Source organism: Mesorhizobium argentiipisi (SeqCode) (genome assembly GCF_037179585.1).
GTDB classification, from domain to species: Bacteria; Pseudomonadota; Alphaproteobacteria; order Rhizobiales; family Rhizobiaceae; genus Mesorhizobium; species Mesorhizobium argentiipisi.
In genome coordinates, this window is sequence record NZ_JAPYKO010000003.1 from 253,640 (window position 1) to 274,651 (window position 21,012).

Genomic DNA, 21,012 nt, shown 5'->3' on the forward strand with positions numbered 1-21,012 from the left:
TTCTCATTCGGCGGCTTTTTCCACAGCGTTTTGCCTGTTCGGTCGCGTCCGCCATCGGGAAGTCGCTGCTGCATAGGCAGCTTCCGCCTTCTCTATTCGGGATCGTTCTTCGGCGCGCTTGGCCGGGATGTTGTAGTCGAAGGCGGTGCCGCGTCTGGCATGGCTGGTCGGAAGGCCGGCACGCAGCTCGACCGATCTAAACTTGCGGGCGAGCAAGGCCGGCCGGGCCCAGATGTAGTCGGTATTCTTGCTCAGCATGTGCCAGATGATCATTGCAAGCTTGCGCGCGGTGGCGACGGCCGCGATGTGCTTTCCGCGGCGCGAGGCGATGCGCTTGTAGAAGGCGCGTAGAGGTCCTGGCGATCGCACAGCCGCCCATGCCGCCTCGACCAGCATCCCCCGCGCATGGCCGCGGCCCTGCTTTGTGATGCGCCCGTGATAGGCTGGCCCCTCACCAGACTGCCGCACGCTCGGATTGAGGCCAAGATAGGCGACGAGCTTCTGTGGATCGCTGAAGCGCCGTATGTCTCCGATTGCCGCGGCAACGCTCGCAGCCACCGTGACGTCGAGGCCGGGCAACGTCATCAAGCGGCGGATTGTCGGATCCTGGAGCGCATGCACCGCGATATCCGCCTCGACTACCGTCAAAGCCTCGTTGATCTGGTTAATCAAGCCGAGGTGGCGCTGGATGGCAGTGCGCTCATCCGCAGGCAATATTTGCCTCGTCAGCCATTTGCGCCCGCTGATCCCGACAAGGTTCCCATGCGGACAAGGCGGGATCAGGTGGGCGTGGAGGATGGACTGGATCAGGTTCTTCAGCCGTGAACGCTGGCGAACCAGCTGTGTCCGCCTGGTGACCTGTCTTCGGAGGGCAAGGGTCCCCGGATCCGGAACCCAGACCTCCGGCAGAAAGCCCGAGGCGTAGAGCTTCGCAAGGACTGTGGCGTCGATCGTGTCAGTCTTCACCTTTGCGTGCGCGATCATGTGCACCTGCTTGGGATTGGCGATCACGACCCGATCCACGTAGGGCGATAGCACCTCGGCGACGGCCGCGGCATTGCCGGTCGCCTCGATCACCACGTGGTCGTCATGGGTGAGTTCCTTCTTGGCGAACACTTCGAGCTTATCGCGCAGCATTTGAACGCGGCCGAGCTTGACGATCTTGCCGTCAAGCAACGACACGACCTCGGCGGCTACGCGGTGTATGTCCATGCCGATAATACGCACGGTTCCCTCCATCGTTGGTCACGAACAGGGAGCCAGCGGGCAACACGACAAATACGGATCCGCGCTCGCAGCGCATCCGGGCGAGTCGTAGGGGCGGCCAGATAACGTGCTCGAACTCGCAGTTCATCTGCATACGACGGCCTGCCCGCACTTGCGTGCTCCCGGTGCCCCGTGGCCCGGATGCGCCAAGCTTAACGAAACCTGACGACCGAACAAACGATGGCACCGAGAACAACATGCCGGATAACGGATTCGTGGAGAGTTTCAACGGCCGATTTCGCGACGAATGCTTGAACGAAACGCTGTTCTCCACCCTCGCGCAAGCGCGGGCAGCAATCGATCTATGGAAGGAGGACTACAACCGCAACAGACCACACTCAGCCCTGGGCAACATCACGCCCATCGAATTCGCCATAAAAATGGCGCTGGAAAAACAGGCCGCATGAGGCCAGAAATGAAGCGCCGGACTCTCCATTGAAATGGAGGGAACAAGGGTCTCAGGTCACTTCGCACGGCGGTCAGGCTGAGAGTGCGCAAACCATCTTGAGCATCGCCAGCCTAACCTTGGCCAGCTTTCGCACCGAGCCGTGGAAATTATGACCAGACTCCACGACAAAGACCAAGGTCATCAGGTCCAGCAAGAACTGGTGGATCGCGTCGGCGGTCATGATCGACTCGAACTGACGCAGCATCACACGCGCGTCAGTGACGGCTTCGGCTTCGGGCGCATCGATCAAGGCTTCAAGCCTTTCGAAAACTTCCACTGGGCAAGTCCCCCTGGCGCGCTACAATGCTAAGCGCCGGTGACGATTTCACCCCTTTTGCTGTCGTGACCAAGGCCGGGGTGGAAGACTGGCTGCTTGGTTCCGAAACCATCCCCCAAAAAGCTCCCCGACGCCACGCACAATAATTCCAAGGAGAGAAACACTGGTGGACCATCACCTCAGCGCGGAACTCGCGCGAATGCTCCTCGCTGTCGTGACCGGGCCGCCCCGACTTCAGACGCTGACTCCGTATCGCCGGGGTTTCCTCTATTTCTTCCTCGAATCCTCTGCTCGGTTCCGTCATGGCGTTTCCCGCTGTTCTGTTCCGAGACTCGCGCAACGGCTCTGCGTAAGCTGCCGCTCCACCACATAGGCAATGGGCTGATCCTGCCGAATACGGACGATGCCGAAATCCCGGCACCAATGCTTAGGATCGGTTCAACCTGCGGATCACGTCAGGAGAGAGTCAGCGCCGCTCTCGACATCTTCATGCGATCGCTTTCGGTTAGGTCTTGCGGATCACAAAGTGCATCAGTCATGCCAACGAGAACCAAGTTGATTACAACGGGGTCCTCCGAAACCGCCACGTCGGACGTCCAACATCGTCCAACATTCGTCGCACTTTGCACCATGCTGATGCTTCCATGCTCGTGCGGTACTGCGCCGGCGCGTGCGAGCTAAACCTGCCCGGACATTCCCCAGGCCAAGCCTCCGAAGATGCTTTCAAGTGCCCGACCATCAAGGGTAAGAAGTTAAGGGACGACGTACGAGACGAAGTCGAAAATATGCGTGCGGCCAAAGCGTGGGCGCCGCTCATGAAATAGGGTCCTGAACACGCCCACGCGAAATCGGTATATTGAGTTTTTGGCGGCAAGTGGAACGAGAAGACACCAGCCCTCAGGCGACGACGGTCAAATTGCCTGACGGGCGGGGGTTCGGGTCCGACTTGGAGGAGAGGAAGTGTTCCCAACCTTGGGCGCGCAGTTCGCATGCCGGACAGGTTCCGCAACCCAAACCCCAGGCATGAGCGTGCTCGCGGTCGCCATTGTAGCAGGTGTGAGTTTCCTCACAGATGAGTCTGACCAGGGCCTCCTTTCCCAGCCGTTCCGCCAGCGCCCAAGTCTGCGCCTTGTCGATCCACATCAATGGAGTGTGGACGACAAAGCGTGCCTCCATTCCAAGGTTCAGAGCGAGTTGCATCGCTTTGATGGTGTCGTCTCGGCAATCGGGGTAGCCTGAGTAATCCGTCTCGCAGACACCAGCTACCAAATGCCTTATGCCTCGCCGATAGGCGACAGCGGCCGCGAACGTCAAGAAGAGCAGGTTGCGGCCAGGCAGGAAGGTGTTCGGAAGCCCATTCTCCTGCATGGCGATTTCGACACTGTGGGTGAGCGCCGTTTCGCTCAGTTCTCCAAGCACGGCTATATCGACGAGGTGATCCTCGCCGAGGCGAGCACTCCAACCCGCGAAGTCCCGCCGTATTTGGTCGAGCACGCGGGGCCGGACGTCCAACTCGATCCGATGCCGTTGCCCGTAGTCAAAGCCAATCGTCTCGACGCGCGCGAATGTCTCGAGCGACCAAGCCAAACAGGTGGTTGAATCTTGGCCGCCGGAGAAGAGAACGAGCGCAGCCTCGGAGTCTTGTCGCATCGTCTCACCCTTCATATTCGGCCCAACAGTGCGGTGTTTCCCAAACTGTTACCGCCGCAATTTGCGGCAGGTCCGGCTTTACATGATTCCAGATCCATATCGCGATATTTTCGGCGGTGGGATTTGTTAGACCCTCGATCTCATTGAGGCAGTGATGGTCAAGGCGCTGCAAAAGGGGGGCGAATGCAGCCTCGACATCGAAGAAGTCCACGACAAAACCCGTATCCGGATCGACTGGGCCTGCGAGACGAAGATCCACACGATAGGAGTGGCCATGCATTCGGTGGCAGCGATGCGATTCGTGCACTCGGGGAAGGCGGTGAGCTGCCTCAAAAGTGAAAGCCTGCGTGATTTTCATGGAATTCCTAGAAACTTGTGGGTTTGAAGGGTGAGCCGCCATCGTGGATTCGCAAGGCAATAGGCGACAGCAGCTGCGGTATTGGCCTCGCGTTCAGGTCCATCCATTGGTTGGAGTAGGAAGTGGTCGAAAGCCAGGCCTTGGAAGCGCTCAGGCTCCGCTTTGGGCTGAGGATAAACGAGCTTAAGTTCGTCCCCGGCTTTGACCAAGAGTGCGGCACCGGCTTTCGGACTGACACACAGCCAGTCGATGCCAGCCGGCGGATGAATCGTGCCGTTGGTTTCCGCAGCAATTTCAAACCCGGCAGCGTGCAGGGCCTCTATCAGCTCTTCATCCACCTGCAGAAGGGGTTCCCCTCCGGTAAGGACGACAAGGCGCCCCCCTTCCCCAGACCCGGCCCAAGCCCCTTCGACGGCAGATGTAAGCGCCTGTGCGGTCGCAAAGCGTCCGCCCGCAGAGCCGTTCACGCCGACAAAATCGGTATCGCAGAAGCTGCAGATTGCCGTTGCGCGGTCGGCTTCACGGCCCGACCAAAGGTTACATCCCGCGAAGCGACAAAAGACGGCGGCACGCCCGGCATTCCGCCCCTCGCCTTGGAGCGTATAGAAGATCTCCTTGACGGCGTATGACATGGCTAAGCTACCTTCGATTGAGCGAGTGCCGTTCCCCCGCGAGGGCGAGACTTGGCGTATGTCCGAGGGCACGCTCTGGACAGTGCTCCCGCGTCGCAGTCCATTCCTGACGACCACTCACCCCGCATGGGGAGCCAACGTCAAATAGAGGCAGCCGAGCGAACACTTCTCGCTCTGGGTCGCCTGTCATCGGATGAAGCACCTGAACCGCATACCTCTTAGCGACAGGGTTCTCTCGCAAAAGGCAACACACAATCCTGCATGGAAGCTTCTCCATTTTGGGCAGCTTGGGGCTGCATCTGCGATCCCGACTTGGAGGTGGTTTGAAGTCCTTAACCCCCAAATGGGATTCTGCAAAACGCCTCGCCTACAGGATGGGCGATTTCTTCCTCATGGGGCAGCTGATTTGCTCCCACGCGTGCTGGGACGCTTTGTTTCGCTTTAAGGATTGCCACATGGCTTCAATTCAGCCGATGGAGCAGTCTGTCCGTGTCGTGCCGCTGTCCTTGGGCAGGATGATCTTTTCGCCCTCGGAGAGACCACCAAGGATCTCGGCGTCGGTTTGATTCACCAGCCCCACACGCACGCGGCGTGCCTCGGTCGCGCCTGCCCCCTTCTCTACCCGCGCACCATAGGAACCATCCGCATCGGGGCCGACGAGCGCGTTCCTCAGGACAAGCAACACGTCATCAACCGCGCTCACCGTAATCGTCACGTCGGCAGTCATCATTGCTAGAAGCTTCCCCTCTTTGTTGGGCACCTCAAAAAATGCATTATAGTAGACCGGCTGCGTCTGCCCCGAGCGGCCACCTACTTGGCCACCCGAAGGTCCCTGGTCCGACAGAAGAGTGGATGGGGCCGGCTCCACTTCCGTCAGCAGGCTAGCTGGGTTCGGCTTTCTGTTTCCCACAGTGAAATGCACCGGCTGTCCGACCTTGATGCATTCGATATCTGCCTCGGAAACTTGCACTCGCGCCCTCATCATGTCGGTCTGCGCGACGACAGCAATCACGCTTGAGGGCTGCGTCTGTCCAGGTTTGACGATAGCGAGCACTCGCCCGTCTATCGGCGTTGTGATCCGTGTATTGGCGAGATCTATTTGGGCCTTTTCGACCCCGACGCTCGCTTCTTCGACCTTCGCTGTCGACAAGTCCAGCTTGGCTCTGGCAATCCGGACGGCGGCTTCGCCATCCTGAAGAGCAGCACTCGAAATGACTTGCTTTGCAGAGAGTTGCCGCTGACGCGTCAGGCTACGCTCGGCCCAGTCGAGCTTGACCTGTCTCGAATCTTGGGCTGCCTGCTTCTGGGAAAGCAAAGCCGTCGCCAGACGCAATCGGTTCTGCTGCCCGAAAGAATCCAATTCCGCAATAACATCGCCTGCGTGAACCTTGTCCCCCAAGCTGACGTGAAACGTCGTCAATTGACCGGAGACCGGCGCACGGATTTGCGCCAGCTGTGAGGGTTCCAGAACACCGGTTGCAGCTACTGTGTCCGTCAGCGAGCCCCGTTTTACGATAGCGACCGCGGCGGAACTGGGCGGCTGCCTACTTGGCGCTGACGTGAACCAGCCAATCACCCCGGCGAAGCACACGAAAATCCCAAGGAAGAAAACACTTCGTCTCATGATCCCAGTCACTCATCTGCTGCTAGAAATTCCACCTATCGTTCTCATCCGAGCCCCGGCTCATGCTGTTCAAGGGTCGGACGCGTCTGACTCCTCAGAGTGATGCCGAGATGCTGCTGAGGCCGGCCGTTCGGCAGAACGGTCCGGCGCTCCAGCGCTTGCGACAAAACCGCGATAATGACCGCCAGCAGGGCGAGCACCGCGCCGACCAGCGGCAAATTGGCATAGGAAACGCCGGCCCATAGGGCCAGGCCACCTATCGAGGCGCCGCCGGCATTGCCGACATTGAAGGCGCCCTGGTTCAGCGTGGCGGCAAGATTGGGTCCTTCGGAAGCCGCCTCGACGACACGGATCTGCAACGGCGGCACGATGACGAAGATGAGCAGGCCCCACAGGAACACCATGCCGACGGCGACGCCGGCGCTTGCGCCGAACTGCCTCAAGCAAACGAACAGCAGGACCATCAGCACCAGGGCGCCGATCACCGTCGGCATCAGTTTCCAGTCGGCCAGCCTGCCGCCTATGATGTTGCCGATGGTCATGCCGGCGCCGAACAGCAGAAGCACCCAGGTGACCGCCGCGGTCGACAGGCCCGACACGTCGGTGAGGTAGGGTTTGATGTAGGTGAAGACGGCAAACAGGCTGGCAGAGGTCAGCGCCGCGATCAACATCGCCAGCCACACCTGCAGTTTGCCGAGCACGCGGACTTCGGCGCGCAGGCCGCCGCCGCTCGGTTCCGTGACGTCGGACGGCACCAGCCAGGCGATGGCCGCGACCGAGATCAGGCCGATGCCGACCACGGCCTGGAAGGTGGCCCGCCAGCCGAAGGCTTCGCCGAGTGCGGTGCCGGCGGGAACGCCGAGGATGTTGGCGAGCGTCAGGCCTGCGAACATCAGCGCGATGGCGCTGGCGCGCTTGTTGCGCGGCACCAGGCTGGCGGCGACGACCGAGCCGATGCCGAAGAAGGCGCCATGGCCGAAAGCGGTGAAGACGCGCGCGGCCATCAGCAGCCAGTAATTGGGCGCGATGGCGCAGAAGAAATTGCCGACGACGAACAGGGCCGCAAGCCCGACCAGCACGGGTTTGCGCGGCAAATGCGCGGTGGCCATGGCCACGATCGGAGCGCCGAAGGCCACGCCCAGCGCGTAGCCAGTCACCAGTTGCCCGGCTAACAGCTCCGTCACGCCAAGATCGGTGGCAACCTTGCGCAGCAGGCCCACGATGACGAATTCGGTGGTGCCGATGCAGAAGGACGCAATGGCAAGCGCAAGGATTGGCAAAGGCATGGGAGGTCCAGACTGAATCGGTGAAGTTCGCGGACAGCCAAGCATGTACCGTTCCAAATGACGGGTCGTGCAGAACAAGACGATTGGGCTGAGCAGCTCCGCTGCATGTCCGACATTGTCGGACATCCAACTCGATAGGCAGTCTCTCCAGCGCTCGCTCCGCATGCCAAAAGACCGTCGTCTCATTCTGGTGCGGTTATGATCGCCGGCGAGTCGAATGCTGCGCGAGTGCACACGGCTAGAGAAGGCTTCCGGCTAAGATGCGCACGCAACTAGGGCTGCCCGTGGCGTGTTGTGCCTAACGGTAATATCCATAATTGTTTGCGACGGAGCCGCGCGGACTTAATCTGCAAAGGCCCGCTACGCTGACCCGCCTGACGCGGCCGGGCGGCAAAGCAATTGCCATCAGATTGCATGGAGAAAGGGGGGCGGCAGCCAGATGTATCGGAGTTTCGGTACACGCCACAGTGCGAGGCTAGACCTGAATGTTGACGCTTGCAGGTGGCGCACAGACGGTCTGTCTGGTTGTCGGCTGGCAAATTTGCCATTTCTGACAATGTTTTCGACGAATATTTTCGGCTGTGATTGACTCAGATCAAGGCTTGTCTGTCGCCGCCATGCTCACCTCGACCCGTTTTCAAAGGAGAATGCTATGGCGGCGGAAAACTTACTGGTTGTTGGACTTTACATGACAATGATGGGCTTGTGCTCCTTCGCAATCTTGTCATCACGCACGCGAGCGGTCGCCGTCCCTGTTCGGGATCACGCTGCAAGTCGCCACCACCGCTTTTAGCCGAGCCGAAAACCTGAAGCGTCAAATATGAGATGGCGACCGGTGATCAACGGGATCATGAGAGCAGGGCCGGATTCGCTGTGATCCTGCAGCGGCTGGCCTGCGACGTAGGGATGTTGTTTCAGCGTTGTCTGCCAGATCGTGGGAAAGTCCACCCCCTTGACGTGCGCTTTGTTGCACTCGCGGACAAGCTTCGAGACGATGTCGGCCATGTACCACCCATGCAATATTGTTTTTTTGCAAGGATCGCGCGAATGCGCCGAGCCGCATTGACCTCGATCAAGTTCGCCAAAATTTCTTGTTCTTGAGAGGGCAAAATGTCGAACCGTATCTGGAGGGCTGTCGGGAACTCTGCTGGTTTCACCTCTCTTGTCCGTGGCCCACACCGCGCCGGCGTTGGCGCAAGATGACCAACTTCGATATCGTTGTGGTGGGGGCCGGCCCAATTGGGTTGGCGTTTGCGGCATCGCTCGCTGCAAGTGACCTCAAGGTCGCGCTGATCGAACGCCGATCGATGGCAGACTTGGCGCAGCCCGCCTTCGACGGACGTGAGATTGCACTCACTCACGCTTCCGTCAAAATTCTACAAGAGCTCGGGGCATGGGATGCCATTCCCTGTTCGGAGAAATCCCCCCTGCGCGGTGCAAGGGTGCTCAACGGATCGAGTCCTTTCGCGCTGAGCTTCGATGCGCCTCACGGAAGCGCAAAGCCACTGGGAATTCTTGTCCCAAACCACTGGATTCGTAGAGCGCTTTTCAGCATTGTCCGTGAACGGGAGCATGCGCGTGTGTTCTCCGGCTGCAAGGTGGTCGCCGCCCAAGTCAACCCCGGCAACGCGAAGGTGACCCTTTCAGATGGTCGACAGCTCACGGCCGGGCTGCTCGTGGCGGCGGATTCACGTCTGTCTGTGCTGCGCGATCTGCTGGGCATCGCCGCAGATATCAATCGGCTCGGCTGCTCGATGCTGATCTGCCGTGTGCGGCATGAGCTGCCCCACCACCGGATCGCGACGGAATGGTTTGATCACAAGCAGACGATCGCAATGCTGCCGCTTGCGGAAGGCGTATCGTCGCTGCTTGTCACCCTCCCCGCAAACGAGGTTTCCAGACTTGTCGTGATGAACGATGCTGATTTTCTCGCAGAGATGAGTCAGCGCTGCCACGGACGGTTGGGTACAATGTCGCTGGCCAGCAGCCGGCATGCCTACTCGCTCGTCACGACTTGGGCAGACAGGTTCTGGATGCCGCGCGCCGCGCTCATCGGGGACGCGGCCGTGGGCATGCATCCGGTAACAGCGCATGGCTTCAACATCGGCCTTGGCGGTCAACATCGCCTCGCTGAGGGAATTCTGACAGCTTGGGGCAAAGGAACCGATATTGCCGATCCATCCTTGCTGCGCCATTACGAAACCCGGCTAAGGCTCAGCGCCGCGCCGCTTTACCACGCCACCAACGTGCTGGTTAAACTTTACACGGACGAGCGCCCGCTGGCGCGGGCCGCAAGGCATGTGGGCCTTCGGCTGGGCCAACATTTGCCATTTGTCCGACGTGGAATTTCTGCTGCGCTGGGGCGTTGACCTCGATCTTTCTAGCTTGGGGCCGGCTGCCCGCCGGTCGCCTCGATCGACGATCCGACTTTGATGCGAGCGCCTCTGGCCCAGGCATGCACTCAGACGGCCACGGAATACCTGGCTGTGCCCATCTCAAGATATTTGTCGAATTTCGCCGCCACGGTCCTGACGAGAGGACGGCTCTCCTGCGGCACGACAAAATCATTGCCGTCCATTGCAAGCAGGCTGCCTGAGCCGGCAATCGCCAGGCGGCTTGCCTGACAGAGGAGCTTTTGGCCGACCTCACCGAAACGCTCCACCAACTCGAGCGCCGAGAAAGCGAAGTTGCACATCAGGCCCTCGATGACCCAGCCCCTCGCCAGATCATCGAGGCTGAGTTTTATGCCGCGCGCCGTCGCCAATTGTCCGGTCATTACAGCCTTCTCATACTCGCCCGTCGAAACGATATTCTGGGCGTAACCTTGCCGGAAGCGGCTGATGGAAGATGGGCCAAGGCCGATCAGGGTTTCGCAATTGTCCTCGGTGTAGCCTTGGAAATTGCGATGCAGGCCACCATTGCGCGCCGCGATCGCCAGCGCATCGTCGGGCTTTGCAAAATGATCCAGCCCGACTGGCTCGTATCCGGCGTCTCCGATCAGCTGAGCGGCACGCTGCGACTGCGCCAGCCGTTCGGCGGGATCGGGCAGCCAGGCGTCGTCGATCATCGTCTGATGCTTCTTGAACCACGGCACATGGGCATAGCCGAACAGCGCAATCCTGTCGGGTTGCAGCGTCAAGGCGTGCGCGACCGTGGCGGCCACGCTTTCAAGCGTCTGGTGAGGCAGTCCGTACAGCAGGTCGAGATTGACCGATTTCACGCCGCGGGCGCGGACGCCGTCCACCACACTCTTGGTCGACCGAAAACTCTGCTCGCGATTGATGGCCTTCTGTACCTTGGGATGGAAATCCTGCACGCCAAGACTTGCTCTGGTCATCCCGATTGCCGCCAGCGCATCCAGACGGGCTTCGTCGATGTCGCGAGGTTCGATCTCGACGCTGATTCTGGCATCGGAGCGAAGGTCGAGTTGGTTCCGCAAGGCTTTTCCGAGCACAAGCATGTCGTCGGGTTTCAGCATGGTCGGGGAGCCGCCGCCAAGATGGACAGCACGCACGCGGCCCCTGCCGCTCATGAGACGCCCGACCGTTTCGATCTCGCTGTGCAGAGCGCGCAGGAAGGTAGCCACCGGCGCATAATGGCGCGTGTGCTTGGTGTGGCAGGCGCAAAACCAGCACAGCCTGTGGCAATAGGGAATGTGCAGATAGAGCGACAACTCGTCGTCGTCTTTGAGGGCATTGATCCAGCCTTGAAGCAGACCGGCGTCGACGCCAGAATGAAAATGTGGCGCGGTCGGGTAGCTCGTGTAACGCGGTACGTTTTGGCGCAGCATGGCGGTCAATTCGGGACGCGTGCGGTTGGTTGCTGTTTCATGCATGACGGCAAATTGCCCTCTGCAAACCGCGGCTGCCTTGATTTCGATCAAGGTGCCGGAAGGCAGGACAAACTGACGCAACACCTCCCGGAGCAGCGGTGCTATCGTGCTGCCAGCATTATTCATTCGGGCCAAGCGATGACCATCACACAAGACTTTGAAAGCGTCGCCATTCCTGTGCTTTGCCAATCCTGCGAGGGACGGCGCCGCGGGTTGTGCGGTGCGCTTGAGCCCAACCAGCTGGTCGACTTGGCCAGGACCTCGTCGAGACACAACATTCCGCCCGGAACCGAGCTGGTCGGAGACGCCGAAACCATCGAAAGCTATTCGAACGTGCTTGCGGGCGTTGTGAAGCTGACGAAGGGTCTTTGGGACGGACGCCAGCAGATCGTGGGGCTTCAATTCGCGCCCGATTTTCTGGGCCGGCCGTTCAAATCGCAAAGCCAGATCAACGCGGAGGCCGCGACGGAAGTCTCGCTGTGCTCGTTCCCGAAGGCCGCATTGGAGCGAATGATGAGGGAGGTGCCGGCTCTGGAACACCGCCTGCTCAAGCAGACACTGGTGGAACTGGACGAGGCTCGCGATTGGATGGTGACGCTCGGGCGTAAGACGGCGGTTGAGAAGGTGGCGAGTTTTCTCTTCCTGATCGCGAGGAATATCGACCCGGCGGCAGAGATCAGCAAGCGAGCGGCAACTTTCGATCTGCCGCTCACCCGGGCCGATATCGCGGACTTCCTCGGTCTGACGGTCGAGACCGTCAGCCGCCGGCTCACAGAGCTTCGAGCCGACGGCGTGATCCGGATCAAGAACAACCGCCATGTCGTGGTCGACAGCGTGAATCGGCTGCGACGCTGTTCGGGTGCTCGGGAGTGTTCTGACACCTAGGAGGCCGGACTGTTGATCCAATCGGGCTGCGCGACGAGGGGCAGGATGTGCTCGCGCTCAAATGCGATGTGACGCCGCGACGCACAAAAGAAGGCCCTTAGCATGAAGCCGAGGGCTTCAGGGTTATCGACAGCGCCCCCACGCCCGATCGCCAGCAGGGTATCGGTTAAATCCTCTGCTGCGCTCTCGTCCTCGATGTGCTCGGCCAGCAGGCGACGTATCGAAGCGCTCCGCTCTCCATGATGTGCGCCGCTCGCGAACACAGGAAAGACATGCTCTTCCTCACAGGCATGGCTCATGCGCAGCAGAGGCAACAACTGGTTTGCCGCCAGCAAGCACTTCAACGGATTCACCGAGGGCAATTCGTCGGCTATCGCCTCCAGCTCGTCGCAGATGCGCAATTTCCGATCGTGCCAGAAACAGACATTCCGGCACGGCAGGCCGGCATGAAGGCAGCCTTCGACAAACGGCCAGGCTTTGCATTTATCGACGATTGAGGATTTGCAGCTGGCCATCAGGAGGTCTCCGCGCGAATTCAGGACGCAGGATTGTCCGACTGGGGAACCGCGACCTTGACATGGATCAAGGCGCCAAGACGCCATTTGCGAAATAAGCGTGGAGCGGACCCGCATCCGCATCAAACCCGCCGTCGGGGAGATGTTATGAGATTTGGCACAGAGATCGTCGCTTTGAGTTTGTTTGCGTTCGCGGCCCTGGTCGCCGCAGGCTTCGGCGTCGACGGCCCTTTCCGGCAACATATGTGGGTGTTGTTTTTCGTACTTGCCGGTTTCACCGCCATCCTGTTGCGCAACACCGAATTCAAGCCAGCAGCTCCGGTTGATCCATCGGCCTATATGGATGGGCCGATCCGTTACGGGGCCGTCGCAACAGTATTCTGGGGGGTGGTGGGCATGCTGGTTGGCGTGGTCATCGCTCTGCAGCTGGCCTACCCGAACCTCAATATCCAACCCTGGTTCAACTTTGGTCGCCTGCGGCCTGTTCACACCTCCGGTGTGGTTTTCGCCTTTGGCGGCAACGCGCTTATTTGCACCTCGCTGTATGTGGTGCAGCGCACGTGCCGTGCCCGTCTGTTTGGCGGCAAGCTCGCCTGGTTCGTCTTCTGGGGGTATCAGCTTTTCATCGTCATGGCCGCCACCGGCTATTTGCTGGGCATCACCGAGTCGCGGGAATACGCCGAACCCGAATGGTACGTGGACATCTGGCTGACCATAGTCTGGGTCGCCTATCTCATCCTGTTCCTCGGCACCATCCTGAAGCGCAAGGAACCGCATATCTACGTCGCCAACTGGTTCTACCTGTCCTTCATCGTGACCATCGCGATGCTGCACGTGGTCAACAATCTCTCGATGCCTGCGTCGTTCCTGGGATCGAAGAGCTACTCGGCATTCTCGGGTGTACAGGATGCCCTAACGCAATGGTGGTATGGCCACAACGCGGTCGGCTTCTTCCTGACCGCCGGCTTCCTCGGCATGATGTATTATTTCGTGCCCAAGCAGGCCAACAGGCCGGTCTACTCCTACCGGCTGTCGATCATCCACTTCTGGGCGCTGATCTTCCTCTATATCTGGGCTGGCCCGCATCATCTGCATTACACCGCCCTGCCCGACTGGGCGCAGACGCTCGGCATGGCGTTCTCGATCATGCTGTGGATGCCATCGTGGGGCGGCATGATCAACGGCCTGATGACCTTGTCTGGTGCTTGGGACAAGATCCGCACAGACCCGATTATTCGCATGATGGTCGCGGCGATCGCCTTCTACGGCATGTCGACCTTCGAAGGCCCGGTGATGTCCATCAGGACGGTCAATTCGCTGTCGCACTACACCGATTGGACCATCGGTCATGTTCACTCAGGTGCGCTCGGCTGGGTCGGCATGATCTCGTTTGGGGCGATTTACTACATGGTGCCGAAGCTGTGGAACCGTGAGCGGCTCTATTCACTGCGGCTGGTCACCTGGCACTTCTGGCTGGCGACCCTCGGGATCGTTGTCTACGCCGCGGCCATGTGGGTGTCCGGCATCACGCAGGGCCTGATGTGGCGCGAATACAATGAGCAAGGTTTTCTGGTCTATTCCTTCGCCGAAACTGTCGCCGCCATGCACCCTTACTACATCATGCGGGCCATCGGCGGAGCAATGTATCTCGCTGGCACCCTGATCATGGCGTGGAACGTCACGATGACCATTCGTGGTCGCCAGCGCGAAGAGCAGCCATTGCCGGGTTCCGTATCCGCTTTCCAGCCTGCCGAATAAGGAGCCAGACATGGGCTTGATGGCCAAACACGCCCTCATCGAGAGAAACGCCACGCTTCTCCTGGTCGGGTCGCTGCTGGTCGTGACCATCGGCGGCATCGTCGAGATCGCACCTCTCTTTTATCTCGACAACACGATCGAGAAGGTGGACGGCATGCGGCCCTATTCGCCGCTCGAGCTCGCTGGCCGCAACATCTATGTCCGTGAGGGATGCTATCTCTGCCACAGCCAGATGATCAGACCGTTCCGCGACGAGGTCGAGCGCTATGGCCACTACAGCCTGGCGGCCGAGTCGATGTATGACCACCCCTTTCAGTGGGGATCGAAACGAACCGGTCCCGATCTCGCCCGGGTCGGCGATCGCTATTCCAACGAGTGGCACACGCAGCACCTGACAGACCCCCGTTCGGTCGTTCCGGAATCGATCATGCCGCGCTATGCGTTCCTGAAGGACAAGGCGCTCGATGTGAAGGATTTCTCGACACAACTGGTCGCGAATGCTCGTGTCGGCGTGCCCTACACGCCCGACATGATCGCCAATGCCAACGCCGATCTGAGAGCACAGGCAGACCCGGCCGCGGACACAACCGGCGTTGAGGCCCGTTACCCCAAGGCCAAGATCGGCGACTTCGACGGGAATCCAGGCGAAGTGACCGAGATGGACGCTCTTGTCGCCTATCTGCAAATGCTGGGCACGCTGGTCGATTTCAAGACCTATGACGATGGCGCCGGCTACCGCTGAGGAGGACGCAATGAGCTATAATTTGATGCGGGAATTCGCGGACAGCTGGGGCCTGCTTGTGATGGCGCTGTTCTTCGTCGGCTGCATTGCCTTTGCCCTGCGCCCTGGCGGCAAAACACGGGCCGATCAAGCCGCCCAGATCCTTTTCAAGGACGACTGATCATGAGCAGCGAGCATATCGACGAAGCCTCCGGCATCTCAACGACCGGCCACGAGTGGGATGGGATAAAAGAGCTCAACAACCCGTTGCCGCGGTGGTGGGTAACGACCTTCTGCATCACGATAGTCTGGGCGGCGGCCTACACCATTGCCTTCCCCGCTTGGCCCATGCTGTCTTCCGCAACCAGTGGCGTGCTCGGCTATTCCAGCCGCAACGACGTCAAGCACGAGCTGGCAGCGGCCGAAGCCGCCAAGGGCAAGTATGTCGCCGCTATTGAGCAGAAGACCGTATCCGAAATCGCTGCCGATGATGGGCTGCGTGAATTCGCTGTCGCCGCCGGCGGCGCGACGTTCAAGGTCAATTGTGTGCAGTGCCATGGCTCGGGTGCACAAGGCTCGAAGGGCTTTCCAAATCTCAATGACGACGACTGGCTGTGGGGTGGCGAGGTCGAGCAGATCCAGCAGACCATTGCCCACGGCATCCGCTTTGCGTCCGACCCCGACACTCGCCAGTCGGAAATGCCCGCCTTCGCTGACGTGCTTCAACCCGAGCAAATCCTCCAGGTCAGCGCCTATGTGGCAAGTCTTTCAGGGCCGGTGCGCGACAAGACCCTGATCCAGCCCGGCGCCAAGGTGTTCGAGGAAAATTGCGCTGCCTGTCATGGCGAAAGTGCCAAAGGCGGCCGCGACGTAGGCGCACCCGATCTGACCGACGCGATCTGGCTTTATGGCTCGGGCGAAAGCGCTATTGCCGCGCAGGTCCGCGCACCCAGGCAAGGTGTGATGCCGGCATGGGGCGCGCGTCTGGGGGAGACAAAAGTGAAGGAGCTTGCGGTTTATGTCCATTCGCTTGGCGGTGGGGAATAGGAGAAGCGGCCTATTCACCCCCCACCACCGCCAAGCGACGAGGCCCGGCTGCAGCCGGGCCTCGACCTATCTTTCAACCCGCGGGATTGACTTGCATCAAGGCGGCGCGGCGCAGCCTGCGCAAAGCTTGTCGGAGGGGCTTCAGACTGCTCGACTGGAGGTGCTGTGCTGGACCAAACGCAGATAGAACGGGTCGAGACCGAGGCGGTGATCGCCGCCAAGGTTCGGCAACCGCTCTATGCAGCACGCAAGAAGATATTTCCCAAGCGCGCCTCGGGTCGCTTTCGGCGATTCAAATGGTTGCTCATGGTCATCACCCTTGGCGTCTATTACCTGGCGCCCTGGTTGCGATGCGACCGGGGTCCCTATGCGCCGAACCAGGCCGTCCTCCTCGATCTTGCGAACCGGCGCTTCTACTTCTTCTTCATCGAAATCTGGCCCCAGGAGTTTTATTACGTCGCGGGCCTTTTGATGATGGCCGGCATCGGCCTCTTCATGGTCACGTCTATGGTTGGGCGGGCCTGGTGCGGCTACACCTGTCCGCAGACGGTCTGGGTCGACTTGTTTCTCGTGGTTGAGCGCGCGATCGAAGGCGATCGCAATGCCCGTATAAAACTCGATGCCGGACCATGGACGCTGCGCAAGGTTCTTTTGTGTACAACCAAACATGCCGTGTGGCTGGTCATCGCGGTTGCCACGGGCGGCGCCTGGATCTTTTACTTTGCCGACGCGCCGAAATTGCTCGGCGAAATTATGGCCGGAACGGCAGCGCCCGCGGCCTATGTCACGATCGCCGTCCTGACCGGAACCACATACGTGTTTGGCGGCCTCATGCGCGAGCAGGTATGCACCTACATGTGCCCCTGGCCGCGCATCCAGGCCGCCATGCTGGACGAGAATTCCCTGACCGTGACATACAATGACTGGCGCGGCGAACCACGTTCGCGTCATGCCAAGAAGGCCTTGGCCTTCGGACAGCCCGTCGGCGATTGCGTCGATTGCAAGGCTTGCATCGCGGTCTGCCCAATGGGTGTCGATATCCGGGATGGCCAGCAGCTGGCGTGTATCACCTGCGCGCTGTGCATCGACGCCTGCGATGGGGTCATGAACAAGCTTGGCCGCGCGCGCGGGTTGATCTCCTATGCAACGCTGGCGGACTACAACGCCAACATGGCGCTGGCGACCGCCGACGGCACCGGTGCGGTCAACCCGACGCTGATCAGGAACTCGAGCACCAGCTTCGTCGACGGTGTTGCGCATTTCAATCTGCGCAAGATCTTGCGGTTGCGGACCTTCATCTATCTTGGGGCGTGGTCGGCGATCGGGTTGGTGCTCGTCTGTGGCCTGCTGACGCGTGAGCGGCTGGAGTTGAATGTCCTTCACGACCGCAATCCGCAATTTGTAACGCTCTCCGACGGCTCGATCCGAAACGGCTACACCGTCAAATTGCTCAACATGATTCCCGAGCCGAGGACCGTCGTGCTCACAATGGAAGGGCTCGCCGGCGCGGACATGAGTGTCGCCGGCGTCGACCTGCCAGCGAGCCGCTCATTCGCCGTTCCAGTGGAGCCCGACCGGCTCACGATGCTCAAGGTTTTCGTCCGCCAACCGGCGGACCAAATCAACAGACCGATGCAAAGCTTCGCGTTTCGGATTGCGGATGAGACGAGCTCTGAATCCGCCGAATACACTGCCAGATTCAATGCGCCGGAGATCGCCCGATGACTGCCACTATGCACACAGCAGGCGAATTCACTGGCAAGCACATGCTGCTGACAGTTCTCGGTTTCTTTGGCGTCGTGATCGGCGTCAATGTGACGATGGCAACGCTCGCCAGCACGAGTTGGACCGGCCTTGTGGTGGAAAACACATATGTGGCCAGCCAGCAGTTCAACAACAGGGCCAAGCAAGGGCGGGCACAAGCGGCACTTGGCTGGGATGGCAGATTGACCATTGCCTCAGGCGAGGTTCGCTATAGCCTTGTCGACGCGAAGGGCAAGCTGGTTCCGCTGCACGGCGTGCGCGTCCTGTTTCGGCACCCGTCCTATGACGCGCAGGATAAAGCCGTGACACTTACAGCCGCTTCAGGTCCCGACAGCGCCGGGGAATTTGCCGCGCGTCATACGCCAAAGGATGGCGTCTGGATCGTCGAGATCGATGCCGACGCAGGCTTGGCTTTGCCATTTCGTGATGTCCGCCGCATCATCATCTGGAAGGGAGCGCTGCAATGAGCTGCTGCGCGCCGGGCGCCGAAATGGCATTGGACGGCGTCGACACAGCGTCCGCCCTGCCCTCAAGCGCCGAGATCAAACTGGCCAGCCGCAGTCTGGGTGGCGACACCCACCAGACCGATCTGTCGTTGCCGACAGTTCACTGCGCGGCCTGCATACACGCCATTGAGACAGCCTTGAGGGAGCTGGAGGGCATCGAAAGCGCGCGCGTAAATCTATCCACCAAACGCGTATCGGTGCGCTGGCAAGGCGACCAGGTGCCACCGATTTTCGCCACACTCGGGCGGCTTGGCTATCAGGCGCATCTGTTCGATCCGGAGATCGCGAACGGGGACAAGACCTTGTCGGAGCTGATCCGGGCGGTTGCAATTTCCGGCTTTGCCGCCGGCAACATCATGCTGCTATCGGTCTCGGTCTGGTCCGGGGCGGAAGGCGCTACCCGCGACCTGTTCCATTGGGTTTCGGCTCTGATTGCCATCCCAGCCCTTGCTTTCGCCGGCGGCCTCTATTTCTGTTCGGCGTGGAATGCCCTTCGCCATGGGCGGATGAACATGGATGTACCGATCACTGTCGGGATTTCACTGGCCTATGCCATGAGCCTCTACGAAACGATCACCCATGGCGAGCATGCCTATTTCGACGCTTCGGTGTCGCTGCTCTTTTTCCTGTTGATCGGCCGCACGCTGGACCACGTGATGCGCGAACGGGCCCGCACCGCCGTGAATGGCCTTTCGCGGCTGGCCGGACGCGGCGCCATCGTCCTGCGCGCTGACAGGATCCGCCAATACCTGCCGGTCGGACAGATCGAGCCCGGCATGGAGCTGGTGATTGCCGCTGGGGAGCGTGTGCCCGTCGATGGCGATATCCTCAATGGCAGCTCTGATATCGATTGCTCGCTCGTTTCAGGCGAAAGCACGCCTCGTCCCGTTGCCCCAGGATCGGATATCCAGGCCGGCACGCTCAATCTCACCGGTCCGCTCACTATGCGGGCGACGGCGGCCGCCAAGGATTCATTCCTTGCGGAAATGGTTCGGCTGATGGAAGCCGCCGAGGGCGGACGTTCACAGTACCGCAGGATTGCCGACCGCGTCTCTGCCCTCTACGCCCCGATGGTGCATCTGGCCGCACTCATGGCCTTCCTTGGATGGATGATCGCATCGGGTGACTGGCATCTGGCAGGGACGATCGCAATCGCCGTTCTCATCATTACATGCCCATGCGCGCTCGGCCTTGCCGTGCCGATCGTGCAGGTGGTCGCGGCGCGGCGTTTGTTCGATGCCGGCGTCATGGTCAAGGATGGTTCCGCCATGGAACGGCTGGCGGCCATCGACACAGCCGTGTTCGACAAGACCGGAACACTCACCCTTGGAAGTCCGCGGCTTGTCAACGCGCAATCTATCGATCCGGCCATGCTGGGAATCGCCGCCGACATCGCCAGGCATTCTCGCCATCCGTACGCAACCGCGATCGCTGTTTTTTCGGGCTCTTCCTGCCAGCCGCGACCAGCTTCGATCAGCGAGCATCCGGGCTTCGGCATCGAAGCCATCATGGAGGGGACCATTTGGCGCCTGGGCCGGCGGGAATGGGCCGGACGGAAGGCCTGGAGCGGTGGGGAGGGCAAGTCTTGCGGCCACGACGGGACGGTGCTTTCGAGGAACAGCATGATCGTCGCCTCCTTTGAGTTCGAGGACGCCGTGCGGGCCGACGCCGAAGCAGCAGTGAAGGAGTTGCAGGACGCTAGCCTCTCGATCGAGATGCTGTCCGGCGATACAGTCCAGGCCTGTCGCGAAGTGGCCAAATCCTTGGGGATCGGCAACTTCGTGCCATCGCTTCTTCCGTGCGGGAAAGTTGACCGCATCGAGGCACTGACCAGGGCCGGCCACAAGGTCTTGATGGTAGGCGACGGGCTCAATGACACGCCGGCGCTTGGCGCCGCACACGTCTCGATGGCTCCCGCCAGCGCGGCTGATGTTGGGCGCAATGCCGCCGATTTTGTTTTCCTGCGCGAAAGCCTTCTGGCAGTGCCCTTGGCTTTGGACATCTCACGACAGGCGGGCCGACTGATCCGTCAGAACGTAGCGATTGCAATTCTCTACAATGTCTTTGCCGTACCGATCGCCATGTCAGGGTATGTGACGCCGCTGATCGCGGCGATCGCGATGTCCGCCTCGTCCCTGATCGTGGTCGGAAACGCCATGCGCCTGCAGGCCTTCACGAAGCGTGCGGCGCCTGGAAACGGTCTGCCTGACAGGCGGGCCCGCCTTGACGTATGGGACCAGTCCCGATGACGATCCTTGTCTATCTGATCCCGGTTGCGCTCTTTCTCGGTGCGCTTGGATTGGCCGGTTTCCTGTGGGCTGTGCGTAGCGGTCAATACGAGGATCTCGACGGTGCGGCAGAGCGCATCCTGATCGACCGGGACGACAAGCCGGACGATTTGACTGGGCGCGCGAATATGTGGAACTGAATTTCCAGTCGCCGG

General features: G+C 60.5%; 20 protein-coding genes and 1 pseudogene. 11 read left to right on the forward strand and 10 right to left on the reverse strand.

Annotation, left to right across the window (positions count from 1 at the left end; translation table 11 throughout):
- Nucleotides 1-3: 3 nt before the first annotated feature.
- Nucleotides 4-1,212: an IS110 family RNA-guided transposase gene (locus O7A05_RS06640; RefSeq protein WP_337092424.1), complete on the reverse strand. Its 1,209-nt coding sequence runs from the start codon at nt 1,210-1,212 to the stop codon at nt 4-6.
- Nucleotides 1,213-1,472: 260 nt separating this feature from the next.
- Here O7A05_RS06640 and O7A05_RS06645 point away from each other — a divergent pair.
- Nucleotides 1,473-1,673 (forward strand): annotated as a pseudogene (locus O7A05_RS06645) (integrase core domain-containing protein); the annotation flags it as partial.
- A gap of 72 nt (nt 1,674-1,745) precedes the next feature.
- Here the strand turns inward: O7A05_RS06645 and O7A05_RS06650 are convergent.
- The 7 genes from O7A05_RS06650 to O7A05_RS06680 form a co-directional block, all read right to left on the reverse strand.
- Nucleotides 1,746-1,991: a hypothetical protein gene (locus O7A05_RS06650; RefSeq protein ID WP_337092191.1), complete on the reverse strand. Its 246-nt coding sequence runs from the start codon at nt 1,989-1,991 to the stop codon at nt 1,746-1,748.
- Between the two features lie 897 nt (nt 1,992-2,888).
- A complete protein-coding gene (queC, locus tag O7A05_RS06655; protein ID WP_337092192.1) occupies nt 2,889-3,641 on the reverse strand; it encodes a 7-cyano-7-deazaguanine synthase QueC in 753 nt (250 codons plus the stop codon).
- Nucleotides 3,642-3,645: 4 nt separating this feature from the next.
- Nucleotides 3,646-3,999, reverse strand: coding sequence for a 6-carboxytetrahydropterin synthase QueD (gene queD, locus O7A05_RS06660; protein ID WP_337092193.1), 354 nt, complete (start codon nt 3,997-3,999; stop codon nt 3,646-3,648).
- Nucleotides 3,996-4,631: a 7-carboxy-7-deazaguanine synthase gene (gene queE / locus O7A05_RS06665; RefSeq protein WP_337092194.1), complete on the reverse strand. Its 636-nt coding sequence runs from the start codon at nt 4,629-4,631 to the stop codon at nt 3,996-3,998. The genes queD and queE overlap by 4 nt, the downstream gene beginning before the upstream one ends.
- Nucleotides 4,632-5,097: 466 nt before the next feature.
- A complete protein-coding gene (locus tag O7A05_RS06670) occupies nt 5,098-6,255 on the reverse strand; it encodes an efflux RND transporter periplasmic adaptor subunit (protein ID WP_337092195.1) in 1,158 nt (385 codons plus the stop codon).
- A 44-nt stretch (nt 6,256-6,299) separates the two neighbouring features.
- Entirely contained in the window at nt 6,300-7,541 is a 1,242-nt protein-coding gene (locus O7A05_RS06675; RefSeq protein ID WP_337092196.1) for an MFS transporter, read from the reverse strand.
- Between the two features lie 789 nt (nt 7,542-8,330).
- Nucleotides 8,331-8,546, reverse strand: a complete 216-nt coding sequence (locus O7A05_RS06680; RefSeq protein WP_337092197.1) for a hypothetical protein — start codon at nt 8,544-8,546, stop codon at nt 8,331-8,333.
- Nucleotides 8,547-8,740: 194 nt separating this feature from the next.
- Here O7A05_RS06680 and ubiM point away from each other — a divergent pair, with 194 nt between their 5' ends.
- Nucleotides 8,741-9,910 carry a 5-demethoxyubiquinol-8 5-hydroxylase UbiM gene (gene ubiM, locus O7A05_RS06685; RefSeq protein ID WP_337092198.1) on the forward strand — a complete coding sequence of 390 codons (1,170 nt, stop codon included), beginning with the start codon at nt 8,741-8,743 and terminating at the stop codon, nt 9,908-9,910.
- A 92-nt stretch (nt 9,911-10,002) separates the two neighbouring features.
- Here ubiM and hemN read toward each other — a convergent pair whose 3' ends face one another.
- A complete protein-coding gene (hemN, locus tag O7A05_RS06690; protein ID WP_337092434.1) occupies nt 10,003-11,331 on the reverse strand; it encodes an oxygen-independent coproporphyrinogen III oxidase in 1,329 nt (442 codons plus the stop codon).
- Between the two features lie 180 nt (nt 11,332-11,511).
- Between hemN and O7A05_RS06695 the strand changes: the two genes are divergently transcribed.
- Nucleotides 11,512-12,258: a Crp/Fnr family transcriptional regulator gene (locus O7A05_RS06695; RefSeq protein WP_337092436.1), complete on the forward strand. Its 747-nt coding sequence runs from the start codon at nt 11,512-11,514 to the stop codon at nt 12,256-12,258.
- Here the strand turns inward: O7A05_RS06695 and O7A05_RS06700 are convergent.
- Entirely contained in the window at nt 12,255-12,773 is a 519-nt protein-coding gene (locus tag O7A05_RS06700; protein ID WP_337092199.1) for a hemerythrin domain-containing protein, read from the reverse strand. The genes O7A05_RS06695 and O7A05_RS06700 overlap by 4 nt on opposite strands.
- Nucleotides 12,774-12,920: 147 nt before the next feature.
- Here O7A05_RS06700 and ccoN point away from each other — a divergent pair, with 147 nt between their 5' ends.
- From ccoN to ccoS, 8 genes are all read left to right on the forward strand, one after another.
- Complete coding sequence (gene ccoN, locus O7A05_RS06705; protein ID WP_337092200.1) at nt 12,921-14,531, forward strand: cytochrome-c oxidase, cbb3-type subunit I; 1,611 nt, start codon at nt 12,921-12,923, stop codon at nt 14,529-14,531.
- 10 nt (nt 14,532-14,541) lie between these two features.
- The gene (gene ccoO / locus O7A05_RS06710) at nt 14,542-15,273 is read left to right on the forward strand and encodes a cytochrome-c oxidase, cbb3-type subunit II (protein ID WP_337092201.1); all 732 of its coding nucleotides are present in this window, start codon (nt 14,542-14,544) and stop codon (nt 15,271-15,273) included.
- 10 nt (nt 15,274-15,283) lie between these two features.
- On the forward strand, nt 15,284-15,433 hold the full coding sequence (locus tag O7A05_RS06715) for a cbb3-type cytochrome oxidase subunit 3 (protein WP_337092202.1): 150 nt from the start codon (nt 15,284-15,286) through the stop codon (nt 15,431-15,433).
- A 2-nt stretch (nt 15,434-15,435) separates the two neighbouring features.
- The gene (gene ccoP, locus O7A05_RS06720) at nt 15,436-16,299 is read left to right on the forward strand and encodes a cytochrome-c oxidase, cbb3-type subunit III (RefSeq protein ID WP_337092203.1); all 864 of its coding nucleotides are present in this window, start codon (nt 15,436-15,438) and stop codon (nt 16,297-16,299) included.
- Between the two features lie 165 nt (nt 16,300-16,464).
- Nucleotides 16,465-18,024 carry a cytochrome c oxidase accessory protein CcoG gene (gene ccoG / locus O7A05_RS06725; protein ID WP_337092204.1) on the forward strand — a complete coding sequence of 520 codons (1,560 nt, stop codon included), beginning with the start codon at nt 16,465-16,467 and terminating at the stop codon, nt 18,022-18,024.
- Nucleotides 18,021-18,530, forward strand: a complete 510-nt coding sequence (locus O7A05_RS06730) for a FixH family protein (protein WP_337092205.1) — start codon at nt 18,021-18,023, stop codon at nt 18,528-18,530. Before ccoG ends, O7A05_RS06730 begins: the two co-directional genes overlap by 4 nt.
- The gene (locus tag O7A05_RS06735; RefSeq protein WP_337092206.1) at nt 18,527-20,818 is read left to right on the forward strand and encodes a cation-translocating P-type ATPase; all 2,292 of its coding nucleotides are present in this window, start codon (nt 18,527-18,529) and stop codon (nt 20,816-20,818) included. The genes O7A05_RS06730 and O7A05_RS06735 overlap by 4 nt, the downstream gene beginning before the upstream one ends.
- Nucleotides 20,815-20,997, forward strand: coding sequence for a cbb3-type cytochrome oxidase assembly protein CcoS (gene ccoS / locus O7A05_RS06740; RefSeq protein ID WP_337092207.1), 183 nt, complete (start codon nt 20,815-20,817; stop codon nt 20,995-20,997). The genes O7A05_RS06735 and ccoS overlap by 4 nt, the downstream gene beginning before the upstream one ends.
- The last annotated feature ends 15 nt before the right edge of the window (nt 20,998-21,012 follow it).